Source organism: Clostridiales bacterium (assembly GCA_012512255.1).
Lineage (GTDB): Bacteria > Bacillota > Clostridia > Christensenellales > DUVY01 > DUVY01.
This window is the reverse complement of record JAAZDJ010000114.1, coordinates 1-16713: the sequence shown is the minus strand read 5'-3', so window position 1 is coordinate 16713 and position 16713 is coordinate 1. Positions and strand designations below refer to the sequence as shown.

16 protein-coding genes, 1 pseudogene and 1 riboswitch are annotated in these 16713 nt (G+C 41.7%); of the genes and pseudogenes, 8 read left to right on the top strand and 9 right to left on the bottom strand.

From position 1 onward, the window contains the following. Positions 1-222: 222 nt before the first annotated feature. Positions 223-1683 (bottom strand): IMP dehydrogenase, encoded by a 1461-nt coding sequence (guaB, locus tag GX756_05920; GenBank protein ID NLC17396.1) that lies wholly within the window; start codon positions 1681-1683, stop codon positions 223-225. 27 nt (positions 1684-1710) lie between these two features. Further along, on the bottom strand, positions 1711-2283 hold the full coding sequence (locus GX756_05915) for a GNAT family N-acetyltransferase (GenBank protein ID NLC17395.1): 573 nt from the start codon (positions 2281-2283) through the stop codon (positions 1711-1713). 145 nt (positions 2284-2428) lie between these two features. Between GX756_05915 and GX756_05910 the strand changes: the two genes are divergently transcribed. After that, positions 2429-3127, top strand: a complete 699-nt coding sequence (locus tag GX756_05910) for a hypothetical protein (protein NLC17394.1) — start codon at positions 2429-2431, stop codon at positions 3125-3127. Positions 3128-3219: 92 nt separating this feature from the next. Here the strand turns inward: GX756_05910 and GX756_05905 are convergent, their stop codons facing one another. Both GX756_05905 and GX756_05900 read right to left on the bottom strand, forming a co-directional pair. Then, the gene (locus tag GX756_05905; protein ID NLC17393.1) at positions 3220-4506 is read right to left on the bottom strand and encodes an amidohydrolase; all 1287 of its coding nucleotides are present in this window, start codon (positions 4504-4506) and stop codon (positions 3220-3222) included. A 5-nt stretch (positions 4507-4511) separates the two neighbouring features. Continuing rightward, on the bottom strand, positions 4512-5318 hold the full coding sequence (locus GX756_05900; GenBank protein NLC17392.1) for a purine-nucleoside phosphorylase: 807 nt from the start codon (positions 5316-5318) through the stop codon (positions 4512-4514). A 175-nt stretch (positions 5319-5493) separates the two neighbouring features. On the opposite strand from GX756_05900, the gene GX756_05895 reads away from it, so the two are divergent. Further along, entirely contained in the window at positions 5494-6297 is an 804-nt protein-coding gene (locus tag GX756_05895; protein NLC17391.1) for a YwaF family protein, read from the top strand. Positions 6298-6337: 40 nt separating this feature from the next. Here GX756_05895 and GX756_05890 read toward each other — a convergent pair whose 3' ends face one another. Together GX756_05890 and ugpC are read right to left on the bottom strand one after the other, a co-directional pair. Further along, the gene (locus GX756_05890; GenBank protein NLC17390.1) at positions 6338-6505 is read right to left on the bottom strand and encodes a hypothetical protein; all 168 of its coding nucleotides are present in this window, start codon (positions 6503-6505) and stop codon (positions 6338-6340) included. A 102-nt stretch (positions 6506-6607) separates the two neighbouring features. Beyond that, complete coding sequence (gene ugpC / locus GX756_05885) at positions 6608-8539, bottom strand: sn-glycerol-3-phosphate ABC transporter ATP-binding protein UgpC (GenBank protein NLC17389.1); 1932 nt, start codon at positions 8537-8539, stop codon at positions 6608-6610. Positions 8540-8749: 210 nt separating this feature from the next. Between ugpC and GX756_05880 the strand changes: the two genes are divergently transcribed. Genes GX756_05880 through GX756_05860 form a run of 5 tightly spaced genes read left to right on the top strand, consistent with a single transcriptional unit; the run spans position 8750 to position 13329 of the window. Then, positions 8750-9766 (top strand): N-acetyl-gamma-glutamyl-phosphate reductase, encoded by a 1017-nt coding sequence (locus GX756_05880; GenBank protein ID NLC17388.1) that lies wholly within the window; start codon positions 8750-8752, stop codon positions 9764-9766. A gap of 48 nt (positions 9767-9814) precedes the next feature. Next, the gene (gene argB / locus GX756_05875; protein ID NLC17387.1) at positions 9815-10678 is read left to right on the top strand and encodes an acetylglutamate kinase; all 864 of its coding nucleotides are present in this window, start codon (positions 9815-9817) and stop codon (positions 10676-10678) included. Then, positions 10675-11871, top strand: a complete 1197-nt coding sequence (locus GX756_05870; GenBank protein NLC17386.1) for an aspartate aminotransferase family protein — start codon at positions 10675-10677, stop codon at positions 11869-11871. The genes argB and GX756_05870 overlap by 4 nt, the downstream gene beginning before the upstream one ends. Next, positions 11871-12815 carry an ornithine carbamoyltransferase gene (gene argF / locus GX756_05865; GenBank protein ID NLC17385.1) on the top strand — a complete coding sequence of 315 codons (945 nt, stop codon included), beginning with the start codon at positions 11871-11873 and terminating at the stop codon, positions 12813-12815. The genes GX756_05870 and argF overlap by 1 nt, the downstream gene beginning before the upstream one ends. Positions 12816-12819: 4 nt before the next feature. Further along, positions 12820-13329: a GNAT family N-acetyltransferase gene (locus tag GX756_05860; GenBank protein NLC17384.1), complete on the top strand. Its 510-nt coding sequence runs from the start codon at positions 12820-12822 to the stop codon at positions 13327-13329. An 89-nt stretch (positions 13330-13418) separates the two neighbouring features. Here GX756_05860 and GX756_05855 read toward each other — a convergent pair whose 3' ends face one another. Beyond that, the gene (locus tag GX756_05855) at positions 13419-13820 is read right to left on the bottom strand and encodes a hypothetical protein (protein ID NLC17383.1); all 402 of its coding nucleotides are present in this window, start codon (positions 13818-13820) and stop codon (positions 13419-13421) included. 192 nt (positions 13821-14012) lie between these two features. Next, positions 14013-14594: a 5'-deoxynucleotidase gene (gene yfbR, locus GX756_05850; protein NLC17382.1), complete on the bottom strand. Its 582-nt coding sequence runs from the start codon at positions 14592-14594 to the stop codon at positions 14013-14015. Between the two features lie 166 nt (positions 14595-14760). Next, a riboswitch (TPP riboswitch) is annotated at positions 14761-14856 on the top strand. Between the two features lie 89 nt (positions 14857-14945). Here yfbR and thiT point away from each other — a divergent pair. Continuing rightward, positions 14946-15611, top strand: coding sequence for an energy-coupled thiamine transporter ThiT (thiT, locus tag GX756_05845; GenBank protein NLC17381.1), 666 nt, complete (start codon positions 14946-14948; stop codon positions 15609-15611). Between the two features lie 96 nt (positions 15612-15707). Here thiT and GX756_05840 read toward each other — a convergent pair. Then, positions 15708-16661: pseudogene (locus GX756_05840) on the bottom strand (RtcB family protein). Positions 16662-16713: the final 52 nt, after the last annotated feature.

Sequence of the window (16713 nt, the reverse complement as noted above, 5' to 3'; positions counted from 1 at the left end):
GATTATGTTTTGTTCCACAGCCTCCCTAAAAGTGTCAAACTTTTGTGTGCCCTTTTCATCAATTCCCTTTTTGTTTGGTGTGTCGCTCATGATTTTTCTCCTAATGTATTTTATATAGTGTAATTATAACAAATTTTAATAGCATACACAATATTGTTCCCAAAAAAAAACACCAATTAAAAAAATAGGAGTTTTAGGTCGTTAATTTTTTCAAAAAATTATTTACGCGTTAAACTTAACGCTGTAATTGGGCGCTTCTTTGGTTATCGCGATGTCGTGAGGATGATTTTCCACCAACGCGGCGTTTGTTATCTTAATGAATTTCGCCTTGGTCCTTAATTCGTCAATAGACTTTGTGCCGCAATAACCCATTCCTGAGCGAAGCCCGCCTACTAATTGAAACACGATTTCGGACAATGTGCCCCTATACGGAACTCTGCCCTCCACTCCTTCGGGAACTAGCTTGTTCGCGTCTTCTTGGAAATATCTGTCTTTGGAGCCTTTTGCCATAGCGCCCAAAGAGCCCATGCCTCTGTATGTTTTGAAGCTCCTGCCTTGATAAATTTCGGTCTCGCCCGGGCTTTCTTGAGTGCCCGCGAAAAGACTGCCTATCATTATTGAGCTTGCGCCCGCCGCCAAAGCCTTGGTAATATCGCCCGAATACTTAATACCGCCGTCAGCTATAATTCTTACGCCGTATGTGTCGGCTTCCTCGGCGCAATCCATTATGGCGGTTAGCTGGGGCACGCCCACGCCTGTGACCACCCTTGTGGTGCATATAGAGCCGGGCCCAATGCCCACTTTGACAATATCGGCGCCGCGCTCTATTAAATCTTTTGTCCCTTCGGCTGTGGCGACATTGCCGGCTATCAATGTTATATCGGGGAACATGTTCTTTAGTTGCTCTACTTGTTTCAAAACGCTTGCCGAATGCCCGTGCGCCGTGTCAATCGCCAAAATATCCACTTTGGCTTCCACTAAAGCTTTTGCGCGGTCTATAGTGTCGCTGCTTACGCCTACCGCCGCGCCCACAAGCAATCTTCCCTTGGCGTCTTTTGCCGCGTTGGGATATTGGATATTTTTTTCTATGTCTTTGATTGTGATAAGACCTTTTAGGTTAAAGTTTTCATCCACTATGGGCAATTTTTCTATGCGGTGGCGGCCCAAAATCTTTTGTGCTTCCATAAGCGTAGTGCCCACTGGCGCCGTGATAAGGTTGTCCTTGGTCATCACATTTTTTATCGGCTGGTCAAAATTAGTCTCAAACCTCAAATCCCTATTGGTCAAAATCCCGACAAGTTTGCCGTTTTCGGTTATGGGAACGCCGCTGATTTTATATTTTGCCATCAAAGCAAGCGCATCGCTCAGCAAATCGTCGGGGTGCAAATAAAACGGGTCGGTTATTACTCCGTGTTCGCTTCTTTTGACCTTGTCAACATGTTCGGCTTGGACATCAGTATCAAGGTTTTTATGGATAATGCCTACGCCGCCTTCTCTCGCTATGGCGATTGCCAATTTGTATTCTGTGACCGTATCCATCGCCGCGCTCAAAAAAGGTATATTAAGCCTGATTTTTGGGGCGAGCTGGACGGACGTGTCAACATCTTTGGGCAAGACCGAAGAAGCGGCCGGAATCAACAGCACATCGTCAAATGTCAATCCTTCTTTGATTATTTTGCTCATATAAAAACTCCTTAAAAAATTAAACTTCTATTGTAATTGTATTTTTTGCCAATCTTCTTTTAATATAGCGTAATAATATTCGTCGCGCCATTCGTCTTTGATTAAGCGCCTTTTTTGAAAAACGCCCTCTCTTTTCATGCCAATCTTTTCCATGACATTGAAAGAACGGGCGTTTTGGGCGTCGCAAGTGGCTATGACGCGGTGCGCGTCCAATATCTTAAAAGCGACATAACACAGCGCTTTGGCTAACTCTTGGGCAAAACCCATTCCCCATTTGTCTTTCCTAAGACAATAACCTATCATGTATTCCCTGTCTTGTTTGCTGGTAAGAAATAAACCGCAACCGCCTATCAATTGTCCTGTTTCTTTTAGGATAACGGCGTAATCGCCCAAATAATCATTATCGGCGACCTTTCGGGCGCTGATAGCCCTTTTGATAAATTGCTCAGTGTCTTTAAATGAATTAGGTCCCCAGGGCACAAACCTGCAGACCTCTTCATCGCTGGCATATTCGTGGACAGCGCGAATGTCGCCTTTTTCAAACGGACGCAAAATCAATCTATTGGTTGTTATCCTATTGCGGCGGACATTAGCTATCATATTTTATACTATAAATATAAATTTTTATCATTCTAACACACCCATTTAATTATGTAAAGCAAAAAATTTTGACGAAAAATATCGTATTCTAATATATGGCGCTGCTTCATATAAATATAAAGAGTCCAATATTGAGGTTGTTAGAATGAAAAAAGCAATAACAGTCTTTATGATATTATTAGCCTTCTGCTCAATTAATATGGGATGCGGGAGCAAAATTCCGTCCCAAATAAAAGACAATCTCTCTGAAGTCAGAGTCAATATATACGAGTTTTCCAATGACAACATATCGGTCAATATTATAACCGGCGAACGGGAAGACCCGTATGTGTTGGACGGAACGGCAAAAGGCATGACCGAATATACCGTAATCACTATGATACCCGAAAACCCCGATAATATTTCGGCTGAAATTACATATAATTATCTTCTGAAAACGGGCAAAAAAGACTACAGCGGGTCATTTTCCATGCACCCGTTTGGAAATAGCTACGCGGCTGAGATCGGCGAAAAAATTGATGTCAAAAGCGTCCAGCTGTCCGTTACCGCCACAAAGGACGATTGGAACTTTGAAGAAAATGTCGTATTGGAATCAATTTTGACCAGTGAAATGATCGGTTGGGAAGACGCGCTGCTCATAGGCGTGGAAGCGCTCAAAAAAGCCACGGAATCCATGTATGACAAAAAGACTCTAAAAGCCGAGGTTTATGTAAAATTATTATGCGACCCCTTGGGCAAGACAAGCGACCATTTTTGGTATGTGGCGTTCGCCGACGGCACAAAAATAGTTTCGGCTTTGATAGACCCTGTAAGCAAAAAAGTCTTGGCATTAAAAGAAGAATAAAAATTTTCGCCCAAATACAACGCGACGACCGAAGGGGCGAAAAAAAGTCGGACTAAATATTATAGTCCGCCTTTTTTTATTGGCATATCTTATTAATTATTGGCATGCTGAATTAATCTTTTTATGGCTTTGTTGCAGTATTTGTATATTTCGTCCGCGCTTATTCCTATATTAAATTCGCCTTTTTCATATAATATTTTGCCCTTTACCATTGTCAGGATTATGTTTTTAGAAGCGGACGAATACACGACATTATTAATAATGTTATTAACAGGCTGCATATTGGGCAAGTCAAAACTTATAGCCGTTATGTCGGCGTCATTGCCTTCTTTTAATGCGCCCGACGAGATGCCCAAAGCTTGCGCGCCGTTTGTTATCGCCATTTTTAAAATATCTTTAGCCGTCAAAGCCGCGGGGTTATAATTTTTGACCTTGGACAGCACAGCCGTCAAGTAAATTTCTTTCAGCATATCCAAAGAATTATTGCTTGCCGCCCCGTCCGTGCCTATGGCAATTTTTAGGCCTTTTTTGGCGTAGTTTTCTATATCGGCGATGCCGCTTGCCAGCTTTAGATTGCTGGAAGGATTGGTTATGACGGTCACATTTTTTTGTTTTAGCAACTCAATGTCTTTATCCTCAAGATGCACGCAATGATAAGCGCTGCCGCCAAAGTCAAAGACGCCGCTATTTACAAGATATTGCGGCGGGGTCATGCCATGCCGAGCAAAACAGCTTTGGACCTCCGCCCGCGTCTCTGACAAATGCGCGCATACTTGATCTTGATACTTTCGCGCTAACTGGGCGATGCCTTTTATAAGATTGTCGCTTGCCGTGTATTGGGCGTGAAAGCCTAGTTTATAGGCGCATAAAGGCGAATATGAGTTATATTTTTGGTAGTTTTGTTCCAAAGCCTCAAGCTGCCGATCGGTATCGCCGTTTATATCGGTAGCAGAGCCTATGCCCACTATTTTAAAGCCCGAGTCCATGCAAGCTCGTATAATGCTGTCTTGATGGAAATACATGTCGCCTATGGCTATTATGCCGCTTGATAAATATTCCAAAATAGCGAGCAAAGTCCCATAGTAACAATCTTCCGCGGTCATATGGGCTTCTATGGGAAATATTGCCTTGTTAAGCCATTCGTCTAAGGCAAGGTCGTCTGAGTAACTTCTGAGCAAGGTCATAGGCGAATGGGTATGGCAATTGGAAAACCCATGCAAAACCAAGCCGTTGTTCATATCAATATTCCTGTCCCAAGCAAGGCTGGTTTTGGAGTTGTCGCCTATATGCGCGATCTTGCCATTGCTGATATGGACTTCGCCAAAAATTATGTCAAAATCTTGATTTAAGATATAAGCGTTATATAATCTGATGTTCATAATCTTTAAATTGATTTTACTATTTCTTTTAACAAAACGCCCGCCGTCTTGGACATCCGCCCTACCGTTTGGTTGACGTCTTCGGCTGTTATAATCTGTTTTGAGATGCCCGCCGCGTGATTAGCCACAAAAGACAATCCCAACACTTTCATACCGCAATGCCTTGCCGCTATGGCTTCTATGGCTGTGCTCATCCCCACTACATCCGCGCCCATTTTTTTGTACATTTTGATTTCGGAAGGCGTTTCAAATTGGGGACCGGAGCATTGCAAATAAACGCCTTCTTTTAGCTTGATATTATTTTTTTTGGCCGCCTGTTTTGCCTTGGTTCTTAATATGGGGTCGTATATATATGTCATATCGGGGAAACGCGGGCCTAATTCGTAATCGTTTTTGCCAATAAGCGGGGAAGGCGCGTTAAATAATATATGGTCATTTATCAGCATAATTTGTCCCGGGGGAAGCGTTATTCCGCCCGAGGCGTTGGTAAGGATAACATTTTTTACGCCCAAATAATACAGCAGCCTTATAGGCATGACGCATTTTTGGGATGAGTTGCCTTCATAATAATGAACCCTGCCCTGTAAGATAATGCAAGGCTCGCCGTCAAAATATCCCGTAATAAGTTTTCCTTTATGGTCGCTTACGGTGGGAACGGGAAAATCGCGTATTTCATGATAGCCGATTTCCTGGTCTTTTTCAAAATATTTATCGGCTATGTCGTTAAGACCCGAACCTAATACGACTGCGGTTGAAGCTTCAAACCTTAAAGTTTTTTTTAAGTTTTGTGCGGTATTTTTCAACTCTGCCATAAAACCTTAAGTATCCCTTTTTTAAAAAATTGTATTATTAAAATATATCATAATTATAGCATATATGCTTTTTAAAAATATGCAAAAATATACAAATAAATCGCCTATATTAAATTCTTATTGACATTATGATGCTTTGCAATTAAAATTACCTTATGGGAGGGGTATATTGTTTTTGGGCAATTTACAAATTGATTTTAATAAAATCGGATATTTTTCTTTCCAGCATATAGTATCATTGATAGCGATATTTTTGTTGGTGCCTTTGGCGCTTTTTTTGACCTACCGCTTTTTCCCAAAAAGCATCAACTTGCAGCTAAAGATACTATGCGTAAGCGCTTGGATTGCCGAGATAATCAAAATCATAGTTACCTATTATGTTGGTAATTTTACTTGGAAAACGATTTTGCCTATATATTTTTGCAGCATGTTTTTGTATTCTTCGCTTCTGGCGGCTTTTTGCAAAAACCATGCGCTTAGGCTTATCGGGAATTCATGTTTGATGGCCGGCACGATAGCGGGATTTTTTGGCGTTTTTTATTCCCCGGCCTTAAAGTATTATCCCGTATATACCTATCTAGGCGCCCACACTTTAATATATCACGCCGTTATGATTTATGGCGGAATTATGATATTGTTTGATAATTACTATAAGCCGCGATTAAAAGATATATTATATTCCACTATCTTGTTTGCAACGCTGACGGGCGCGGCGATAATAGCAAACAGTTTTTTGGACGCAAATTATATGTTTATTAACACGCCTTTGGTAGGCGCGCCCACTTACATTATTGTTGATATATTTACCGAACATTTATATCCCGTAATAGTTATTTTGGGCCAAACTTTATTGCCTTTTTTGATAATGTTGGGGTTATACAAATTAATAACTTTAAAGCAAAATAAGCGCGCGCCCAAAAAAGCCATAAATCAGGATATAATAGAACAAAATATTGAACAAGTTCATATAGAAAACTAAAAAACCGTTTATAAAAAACGGTTTTTTTAAATATTTATGACTAATATTCTTGATCTTCTTTTTGGATATTAGACCCAAACAAATAGCCGCAGTCCGAACACAAATACATATCGTCGCCAAAAGACGCACTAGTAACATTAAAAGAGCCGCATTTTGGGCAATTAACGCCGGCGGTTTCTAAATCATCATATTCTTGAAAAATTCCCATATTTTAGAACCTCAGTTGTCTTTATTATACCATATAATTAAAAACAAAAAAAGACCGCTTTTTATTTTTAAATGCGGTCTTTGGTATCTTTAAATAAAATTATTATTTAATCAATAGGCTTTTGCCGTTTTCGTCAAACAACTCAAAGTCTTCGGATTTTACGCCTATTTTAATCTTAGCCCCTTCTAGGGCGTTAAAATCAGGCGACACTCTGGCAAAGAAAGGTTTTTGGCTTCCCTCTAACTGCAGCAGGACAATAGCTTCCGTGCCCGTATTGTCAACAGCGCGCACAATGACCTTAAATACATTTTTGGCCGCGGCGACTTGGGCTTTGGTATAAACGACTTTCTTGGGGTCAACCTTAACTATAACTTTGCCGCTTGTCGCGCTTTGGTCTATCTTGACATATTCGGGATAGGTAACCTTTTTGCCTTCCACGGACAAGGTATACGGCGCATGCGCTTTGGCAGCGACATTGAGTTCGCCTTCCAAAACATTGTATTGGGGAACGCCCAACGCGCTTGATACTCTTGCTCCCGTGGCGGGGTCAAACAATATAATTTCATTTGCCTTAATAGCGAGCTTGACTTTGTCCTTTCCGCTGGTTATTACATCGCTGGGCGCTTTTATGGCAAACAAGCCGCGCTTTCCGTCAACTTTTAAGAAAACATTTTTATAAACATCGGCGTCTTCCACAAAGTCAACTTCGCATTCCATTACATAGTCGTCGGTTTTTTCAGCGGCTATATACGCGCTTTCGGGCTTAATGCCAATCAAAATCTCGCCGCCCAAAAGCGAGGGTTCTGTCAAAATCTTGATTGAGCCTTCGCCTAAGTTGATCTCGTTTTTGCCGAATTTGACTATCAAAGCGTCGTCTTTGGCGCTTAAGTTTGCGGGAATGTAATTAATATGAGGAACGCCCAAAATAGCGAGCTCAGTTTCGGGGTCAAACAAATGGACATGGTTGGCGTCAATAGCAAACTTGACCACGTCGCCCGCTTCGGCTTGCGTCCTTGCGTCAACTCTCGCCACCGTGTAATCGTCTTTGCCGTCAACTTTGGTATACATAATTGTTTCGTTGCCCAGCTTTTCCACAACATCAACTTCGGCCGTTATAACCGTTTTGGGCGAAGACGCTATAAAGATTTCTTCGTTATGGATGTCTTCGGGCCTTACTCCCAAAATTACATCCTTGCCGATAAAGGACTCGTCAGTAAGGAATTTTGATTTGGATTCGGGCAATTCAATCGTGTTTTTGCCGAATTTGATAACTAAGTTTTTGCCGCTTCTTTCCAGTTTGGCGTTAAACAAGTTCATTTGAGGCGTGCCGATAAAGGTAGCCACAAACAAATTGCAAGGTCTGTCAAACAAGTTTTGAGGCGTGTCAACCTGTTGAACAAGACCGTCTTTCATAACGACAATGCGGGTTCCCATTGTCATAGCTTCGGTCTGGTCGTGGGTAACATAAATAAATGTCGTAGCCAACCTGTTGTGGAGTTTGGTTATTTCCGTTCTCATCTGGACGCGAAGCTTTGCGTCCAAGTTGGATAGCGGCTCGTCTAATAAGAAGACTTTGGGCTCGCGAACAATAGCGCGTCCAAGCGCGACCCTTTGCCTTTGACCGCCCGACAACGCCTTGGGCTTACGGGAAAGAAGTTCGGTTATCCCCAAAATTCTGGCGGCTTCTTTTACTCTTGCGTCAATTTCGGCAGAAGGCATTTTCCTAAGCCTAAGACCGAAAGCCATATTGTCATAAACTGTCATATGAGGATAAAGCGCGTAGTTTTGGAAAACCATCGCGATATCGCGGTCTTTAGGTTCCACATCGTTAACCAAGCGGCCGTCAATATAAAGCTCGCCCTCGGTTATTTCTTCCAAGCCGGCAATCATTCTCAAAGTCGTGGATTTTCCGCAACCCGAAGGTCCGACCAAAACAATAAACTCTTTATCCTCTATTTCAAGGTTAAAATCGCTGACGGCTTTTACTCCGCCCGGATATACCTTGTAGAGATGCCTTAATGATACGCTTGCCATAATCTCCTCCAAAAAATTATTAGGTTATGTTAACATGATACCTGATTTTTGGTCAAATTTGAAACAAATACTATACAAATTATATCTTTCTTGTTTATATATTTTGCACAAAAAACATTTTCGCCCAAAAATAAAAATAAAAAATATATATGCAATTACTTGCATAATTATTCATAATATATTATAATCTAGCTATTCAGGAGAATAGATATGATAAAAATTGGAATTATAGGGGCTAACGGCTATACGGGTTTTGAATTGATGAAAATTTTAAGCCGACATCCAAACGCTTGCCTAAAAATCCTGACCAGCCGAAGCCAAAAAGACAAAAAGATCGCCGATGTATATCCATCCCTTGCGGCTTTGAAAGACCGTGTTTTTGAAGACGCGGATATAGACAAATTGAGCAAAATGGACGCGGTTTTTTCTTGCCTGCCGCACGCCTCAAGCGCGCAAATTTGCGCCGAGCTTTATAAAAGCGGCGTAAAGGTGATTGATTTGTCGGCGGATTTCCGTTACAAAGACATTGGATTGTATGAAAATACCTATAAAGTAAAACATCCCGAGCCTAATTTGTTAAAATCGTCCGTTTACGGATTGCCCGAATTATACCGCGAGCAAATAAAAAACTCCAATCTTGTAGGCAATCCAGGATGTTACCCCACATCCGCGATATTGCCTTTGTATCCTTTGTTAAAAGAAAACATAATTAAAAGCACGAGTTTGATTATAGATTCCAAGAGCGGAACAAGCGGGGCGGGCAAAAAGGCCGACGTGGATTTGATTTTTTCCGAAGTAAATGAAAGCCTAAAGGCTTACGCCGTGACAACGCACAGGCACGCTTCGGAAATAGAAGAGGTTTTGAGCCTTAATACCAAAAGCGATGTGACAATCAGCTTTACGCCCCATCTATTGCCGATAACAAGGGGAATATTAAGCACGATTTACGCGCCTTTGAATAAGACGGTAACAATGGACGACATATACGCGGTTTATTCACAATATTATCAATCCGAGCCGTATGTTAAAGTCACGCAAGAGTTGCCCCAAATCAAATGGGCTGCAAACACCAATAACATCTTTATCGGTTTTAGGATTGACAGCAAAAACAATACGCTGATTATCATAAGCGTATTGGATAACCTTATAAAAGGCGCTTCGGGCCAGGCTGTCCAAAATATGAATATTATGTTTGGTTTGCCCGAAACTACGGGCTTGATTGGATAAGGAGTAGGTTTTATGAATAACGATACATTATACCAAAACGATGAGATAATGGCCCAATTGATTGAAAGAGCCAATATTTTGTGCGAGGCGCTTCCCTATATAAAAGCGTTGTCCGGCAAAACCGTGGTAATCAAATACGGCGGAAACGCTATGCTGAAAGAAAGCATTATCAATACGATTATGGAAGATATCGCCATGCTTAAGATTGTGGGCGTCAACCCAATTTTAGTGCATGGGGGCGGGCCTGAGATTAACGCGTATTTGAAAAAGCTTAATATAGAATCCAAATTCCATAACGGTCTGCGCGTTACCGACCAACAAACAATGGAAGTGGTCCAAATGGTAATGAGCGGCAAGATTAACAAAGACATCACAAGCCGCATTAACCTTTTGGGCGTCAAAGCGATAGGGCTTAGCGGCAAGGACGCGCAATTGATTGAGGTAAAAAAATACGTCTCGCCCGACGGCGTGGATCTTGGGCAAGTGGGCGAGATAATCAATATTAATACTTCATTATTGCAAAAGCTGTGCAGCGACGAGTTTATTCCGGTAATCGCCGGTATCGGCGCGGACGAACAAGGCCAGGCCTATAATATCAACGCGGACACGGTCGCCGCCGAAATAGCCGCGAGGATTAACGCCGAGAAGCTAATCTTTTTGACCGATATAGACGGCATAAGAGAGGACGCCGACGACCCGTCCACTTTAATAAGCGTTATCTGCGCAAGCCAAATAAAAGAAATGATAAAAAACGGCAAAATCAACGGCGGGATGATTCCCAAAGTAATGAGCTGTATCAGGGCGATTGAGCAAGGCGTGTCCAAAGTCCACATTATAAACGGGACGACGCCCCACCCTATTTTGTTAGAAATATTCACCGATAAAGGCATAGGAACGATGGTGACAAAATGAAAACTTTTGAACAAATCAAACAATTGGATAAAAAATATTACATGCCCGTGTTTAACCGTTTTGATGTTTGTTTTACACACGGGCAGGGTTGCAAACTTTATGATATTGAGGGCAAAGAATATATTGATTTTGGCGCGGGCATCGCGGTAAATTGCCTGGGACATAACGACGAGGAGTTGGCAAACGCCATATCCGAACAGGCAAAAAAAGCAATCCATTTGAGCAATTTATACTATTCGCCTGTTCAAACGGAGTGCGCGCAAGAGTTGCTTAAAGACACAATTTTTGACAAGGTTTTCTTTTGCAACAGCGGGGCGGAGGCCAACGAGGGCGCTATCAAGCTTGCCAGAAAATATTATTATAACAAAGGGCAAATTAAGCCCGTCATTATTACCGCCAAAAATTCTTTTCACGGCAGGACGCTTGCCACAGCGGCGGCCACAGGGCAACCCAAATATTCCCAAGCATATAAACCCTTGCCCGAAAAGTTTATCCATACGCCCTTTAACGATATTAAGGCCTTTAAGGACGCTATAAACGACGATGTCGGCGCGGTAATGCTTGAGGTTATTCAGGGCGAAGGCGGAGTAATACCCGCCGATTACGAGTATATCCGCGAGGTTGAAGCGCTTTGCAAGCAAAACGGCATTTTGCTGATTATTGACGAAGTCCAAACGGGCATGGGACGCGCGGGCAAAATGTTTGGGTATGAGCATTACGGCATAACGCCCGATATTGTTACTTTGGCAAAGGGTTTGGGCGCGGGCGTGCCCATAGGCGCTATTTTGACGCGCGGCGAATGCGCTCAAGCCTTTACGGCGGGCGACCATGGCAGCACATTCGGGGGCAATCCTTTGGCTTGCGCGGCGGCGCTTGTCGTTATAAAGCGTTTGAAAAACGGGTTAATAGATTATGTAAAAGAAATAGGCGAGTATTTTTGGGAAAAGCTGCAAAGCCTAAAAAAATATCCCGCCGTTAAAGAGATAAGAGGCAAAGGCTTATTATTGGGGCTTGAGTTAAACAGCGATATCGTAAGCGCCAAAGATATAATAGACAAGATGCTGGCCAACTGCTATATTATTATTGGCTGCGGCGCCAATTCGGTAAGATTTTGCCCTCCCTTTATTATCCAAAAAAACCATATTGACGGCATGATAGAATGCCTTGAAGCAATCTTAAAAGAGGTGAAATGATGGATATCAGCCAATACCGCGCAAAAGAAAGAATCAACCACAAGCATTTGCTGACTTTGATGGACTACGCGCCCGAGGATATTTTTGAGATAGTTTCGTTTGGAATAAAGCTTAAACATCTTTATAAAAAAGGCGTTAACAAGCCGCTTTTAAAGAATAAAACGCTGGCTATGATTTTTTCAAAATCCAGCACCCGAACAAGAGTAAGCTTTGAACAAGGAATACGGCAGCTTGGGGGGCACGCTTTGTTTTTGTCCGCTTCGGATATACAGTTGGGACGAGGCGAGACCATACACGACACCGCCAAAACCCTTTCGCGCTATGGAATTGACGGGGTAATGATACGGACCTTTTTGCAATCCGATGTCGTGGAATTGGCGAAATATGGCGATTTTTCCGTAATTAACGGGCTTACGGACGATTTTCATCCTTGCCAAGCCCTTGCGGATATTATGACTGTTTATGAAGTGAATGGGCGTCTAAAAGGACTTAAGCTTGCCTATTCGGGCGACGGCAACAATGTCGCCAACAGCTTGATTTTGGCTTGCGCCAAAACGGGCGTTGAGATTGTTTGCGCCTCGCCCAAAGGTTACGAGCCAAAGCCTGAAGTGGTAAAGCACGCCCAAGAATGGGGCAAGGTTACCATTACCGACGACCTGGAAGAAGCCGTGACCGGCGCCGATGTCGTTTATACCGATGTGTTTTTCAGCATGGGGCAGCAAGACGACGACAAAAAACTCAAAGCGCTTACGCCCTACCAAATAAACCAAAACATTATGCAAAAGGCCAAAAAGGACGCTATTTTTATGCATTGCCTGCCCGCCCATAGAGGCGAAGAGGTTACAGCCGACGTCATTGACTCGCCGGCGTCAGTGGTTTTTGAACAGGCCGAAAACAGAATGCATGTTCAAAAAGCCGTTATGGCGCTTTTGATGAGGGATTAAAAGAATGCTTACAATAAAAAAAGCTGAAATTAACGATGCCGAATGGATATATGAGTTAACCAAAAAAGCTTTTGAGATTTATCAAAAAGCTCTGGGCGAGGACGCCGAGTTTGTTTCTCCCGCCCTATTGGAAACGGCGGACGATGTCAAATATGACATTATCAACCATAATGTCTACGCGGCCTTTCTTGACGGCAAGCCCGCGGGCTCTATAAGGTTTAAATCTTTGTCCGATAAGCTGGCTTATATTTATAGGTTCGGGGTTGACCCTCAGGTCAATAACCACGGCGTGGGCAGCGGGCTGATTAATAAAGTAATAGAGGAATGCGCCCAAAAAGGCTACAAAGCCATAGCGCTGCACACCAATTCCAAATATTTTAGATTGGCAAAATATTATTACGGCAGGGAATTTTATGTGCATTCTACCGATTTTTCCAAAGGCTATATAAGGGCGCTGTTTGTAAAAGAACTAAACGGCGGCGATGTGGACTTGTCGCCCGCCTTGGCGTTATGAGTTTTGGATAATATTGTTATAGCGTTTTGATAAATGCCGTATTGTACTTAAACTCTGACGGCTTTAAAAAAATATAACTCCCTTTCAGGCTAGTCCGAAAGTGGTTTATTTATGTTTTCTTCAATAGAAAGGTCTTGTATTTTTTCTTCAGAAAATTCTTTATCAGAAAATAAACTTTCGTATAACTCTTTTGAATTTACATTATATAGCTTGTTTCTGATTAATTTTATGTCATATAAAGCGCAGATTATTATCATGACTATTTTATAATTTACCCAAACAGCCAATGGTCCAATAAAAAGAAAAACAAACCCAAGACCAACTCTTAACCCGCTAACAACTGTTTCAGTAGTATATCCGTCATTAATTTCTATTGACGATGTAGTCCAACAAAATATAGCGCCGACAATGCAACCCAGCAACATTATAATTGATAACACTACTAATAAATTATAGAAAAAAATTAAACTCTCATCGCTTTTTCTAAACATTTTATAACCTCCCTTAGACATTTAATATCTTCCCTCAGTATTTAACATTATATAAAAATTTGTCTTATTAAAGTATATTAATATATAATAGTCTTTTCGTCAATACAGCCATAAGAATGTTACTTTATTTAAGGATGTTATAAAAGTTGCTTCGCCTAAAAAACACATTAATGAACGCGCTTTTTTAGCGCTTTACTCCTCCGAAAGTTCGTCTAAGGAAAGATAAAAAGCGTCTAAGAAGTTATCCAAAAAATACTTAACTTCGGGGATATTAAATCTCGCTATTTGTTTTTGGATGCTTGTTTTGGCTTTTAGAAACTCGGTGTTGCCTGACTTTTCCTCGTCTATGCATTTTATCAGCGCGGCTATTTTGTCCGCGGCTTTTAGCAGCTTGTATTCGTAAGACGATGTGTCGGGCTTTAGCAGGTCTTGGTAATAATCCCTCAGCTCCTCGGGCAAACATCTAAGGAGTTTTTGCGCCGCCACTTCTTCCAGTTCTTTGTAAGCCGAGTTGAGCGACACATTAAAATATTTTATGGGCGTGGGCAAATCGCCCGTTATGACCTCGGTCGCCTCGTGAAAAATAGCCAGCGCGCATACCCTGTCGGGGTCGGCGTCGCCGTCAAAAATGACATTGTTAATGACGGCAAGGCAATGCCCTATCATCGCCACTTGCTGACTATGCTGGGAGATGTTTTCAACATCGGTGCTTCTCATTAAACTCCAGCGCTGGATATATTTCATCCTGTTTAAAAAAGCGAAAAAACTATACATAAAAATATCCTTTGTTATGTGTTTTGATTGATTATAGCATATAAATACCATAAAAAAAATATATTCATATAAATTTATTTTGGAAAGTTTATTGACTAATAGTTAATGATTTGACATTTGTTGATTTAATAAATATAATGAATTTTACAATTAAATAAAAAAATTAAATACCGCTTGGGGGTGCCGCTTTTTCGCGGCTGAGATTACACCCTTGGAACCTGATTAAGTTAGCACTTACGAAGGGAAAGCGAAAAAAAATGTTCCAAAAACAGTAATCTCGTTTTTGGAAAATTTTATTTTATGGGCAAAAAACCTCCAATGATGCGGTAAGAAAAAAAGGAGGATTTTTTTATGAAACTAATTTGGGATGTGGACGCTGATTTTGTGTCCAAATTTACCCTTCCTATCGCTGTCGGCTTGATAATCTTAGCTTTGGCGATAATCTTCGGGGCTAAGACCGCTTTTTCCACCAAAGAAACGGCTTTTGCCGCGGTGTCTTTGGCTGTCTCTTACGCGCTTTCGTTTATCAAAATCTTTTCTATGCCTCAAGGCGGAAGCATTACGCCCGCGAGTATGTTGCCGCTGTTGATTTTCGCTTATTATTTTGGCTGGAAAAAGGGGCTTATCGTAGGGATTATTTACAGTATTTTGCAGATAATGCAAAGCCCGCAAATTTTTCATCCTTTGCAGGTTTTGCTTGATTATCCGCTCGCGTTCTCGTCTTTCTTTGTGGCGGGATTTTTTAGGCGCTTGGGCAAAGGCGGGTTTTTTATAGGAACAGGCCTTTATGGAATCTTAAGATTTTTGTGCCACTTTTTGTCGGGCGCGATATTCTTTGGCGTTTGGGCGCCTGAGGGAATGAATGTTTGGCTACATTCTTTTGTTTATAACAGCACGGTTTTGATTGAGTTGGCTTTGACTTTGGCATTAGCGATATTCTTGTTCGCTTCCAATAATTTCACAAACCAGATGGAAAGTTTCGCCGCCAACGCCAAGCAAAATGTCTATCAAAGATAGAAAATATACATAAAAAATAAAATTTAAAATCAGCTTATTATATAAGCTGATTTTTTTATATGTTCCATATACTCTATAATGCGCTAAAAATTTGATTTAATTGGCCTTAAAGTTATAGATAGGGGCGATTTTTTTGATTATTTTGACGGTCGGTTCTATGCATTCAACGATTTCTTGATAGTCTTTGTAAACAAAAGGCGCTTCGTCAAGAGTGCTTTTGTTTACGCAGGTGCTAAAAATGCCTTTCATTGCTTTTTGGTAGTCTTCAAGCAAAAATATCTGCTTCGCTTTCGCGCGGCTATATAGCCTGCCCGCCCCGTGCGGCGCCGACCAATTCCAATCGCGGTTGCCCTTGCCCTCGCAAATCAGCATTCCGTCGCGCATATTAAGCGGTATCAAAAGCAACTCTCCCTTTTCGGCCGAAATAGCGCCTTTGCGCAAAATCATCCGCTTGGTGTCTATGTAATTATGCGTGGAGTTTATCATATCCATAATTTCCCCGCCCATTTCAGCGACAATAACCCGCAGCATTTGAAGCCTGTTTTGAAGCGCGAAATCTTGCAATACCGCCATATCGCGCAAATAGTCTTGCATATCTTGCCCTGTTAAATAAGCCAGCTCTTTATCAATATTAGCTTTATTGTCCTTTATAAATAACTCCCTTTCTTTAAGCGGGATAGCTTCCAACATTTCTCGGGCAATTTGCTTGTTTATGGTTTTTTGGGCTAATTTTTGGTAATAATGGGCTGTTTCATAACCGATATTGCGGCTTCCGCTATGAACGGCTATATATCCGTCTTCATACGCTTCTATAAAGTGGTTGCCACCCCCAAGCGTACCCAAAGAGCGCATAGCGATAGATTGGACTCTATCGCTTAATTTGTTCCAGCATCTAAGTCTTTTGAACCCCCACTCTTTTGGGGCGTTATGGATATCATGCCCATAAGGGATATTTTTTCTTATAACTTGATCCAGTTTTTCAAGTTGGTTCTCAAAGGCTATATTAGTTTTAGCCAAAGTTACGCCGCAGCCCACGTCAACGCCTACTAAATTAGGTCACACTTTATCGGATATGCGCATAGTTGTGCCTATCACGCAACCT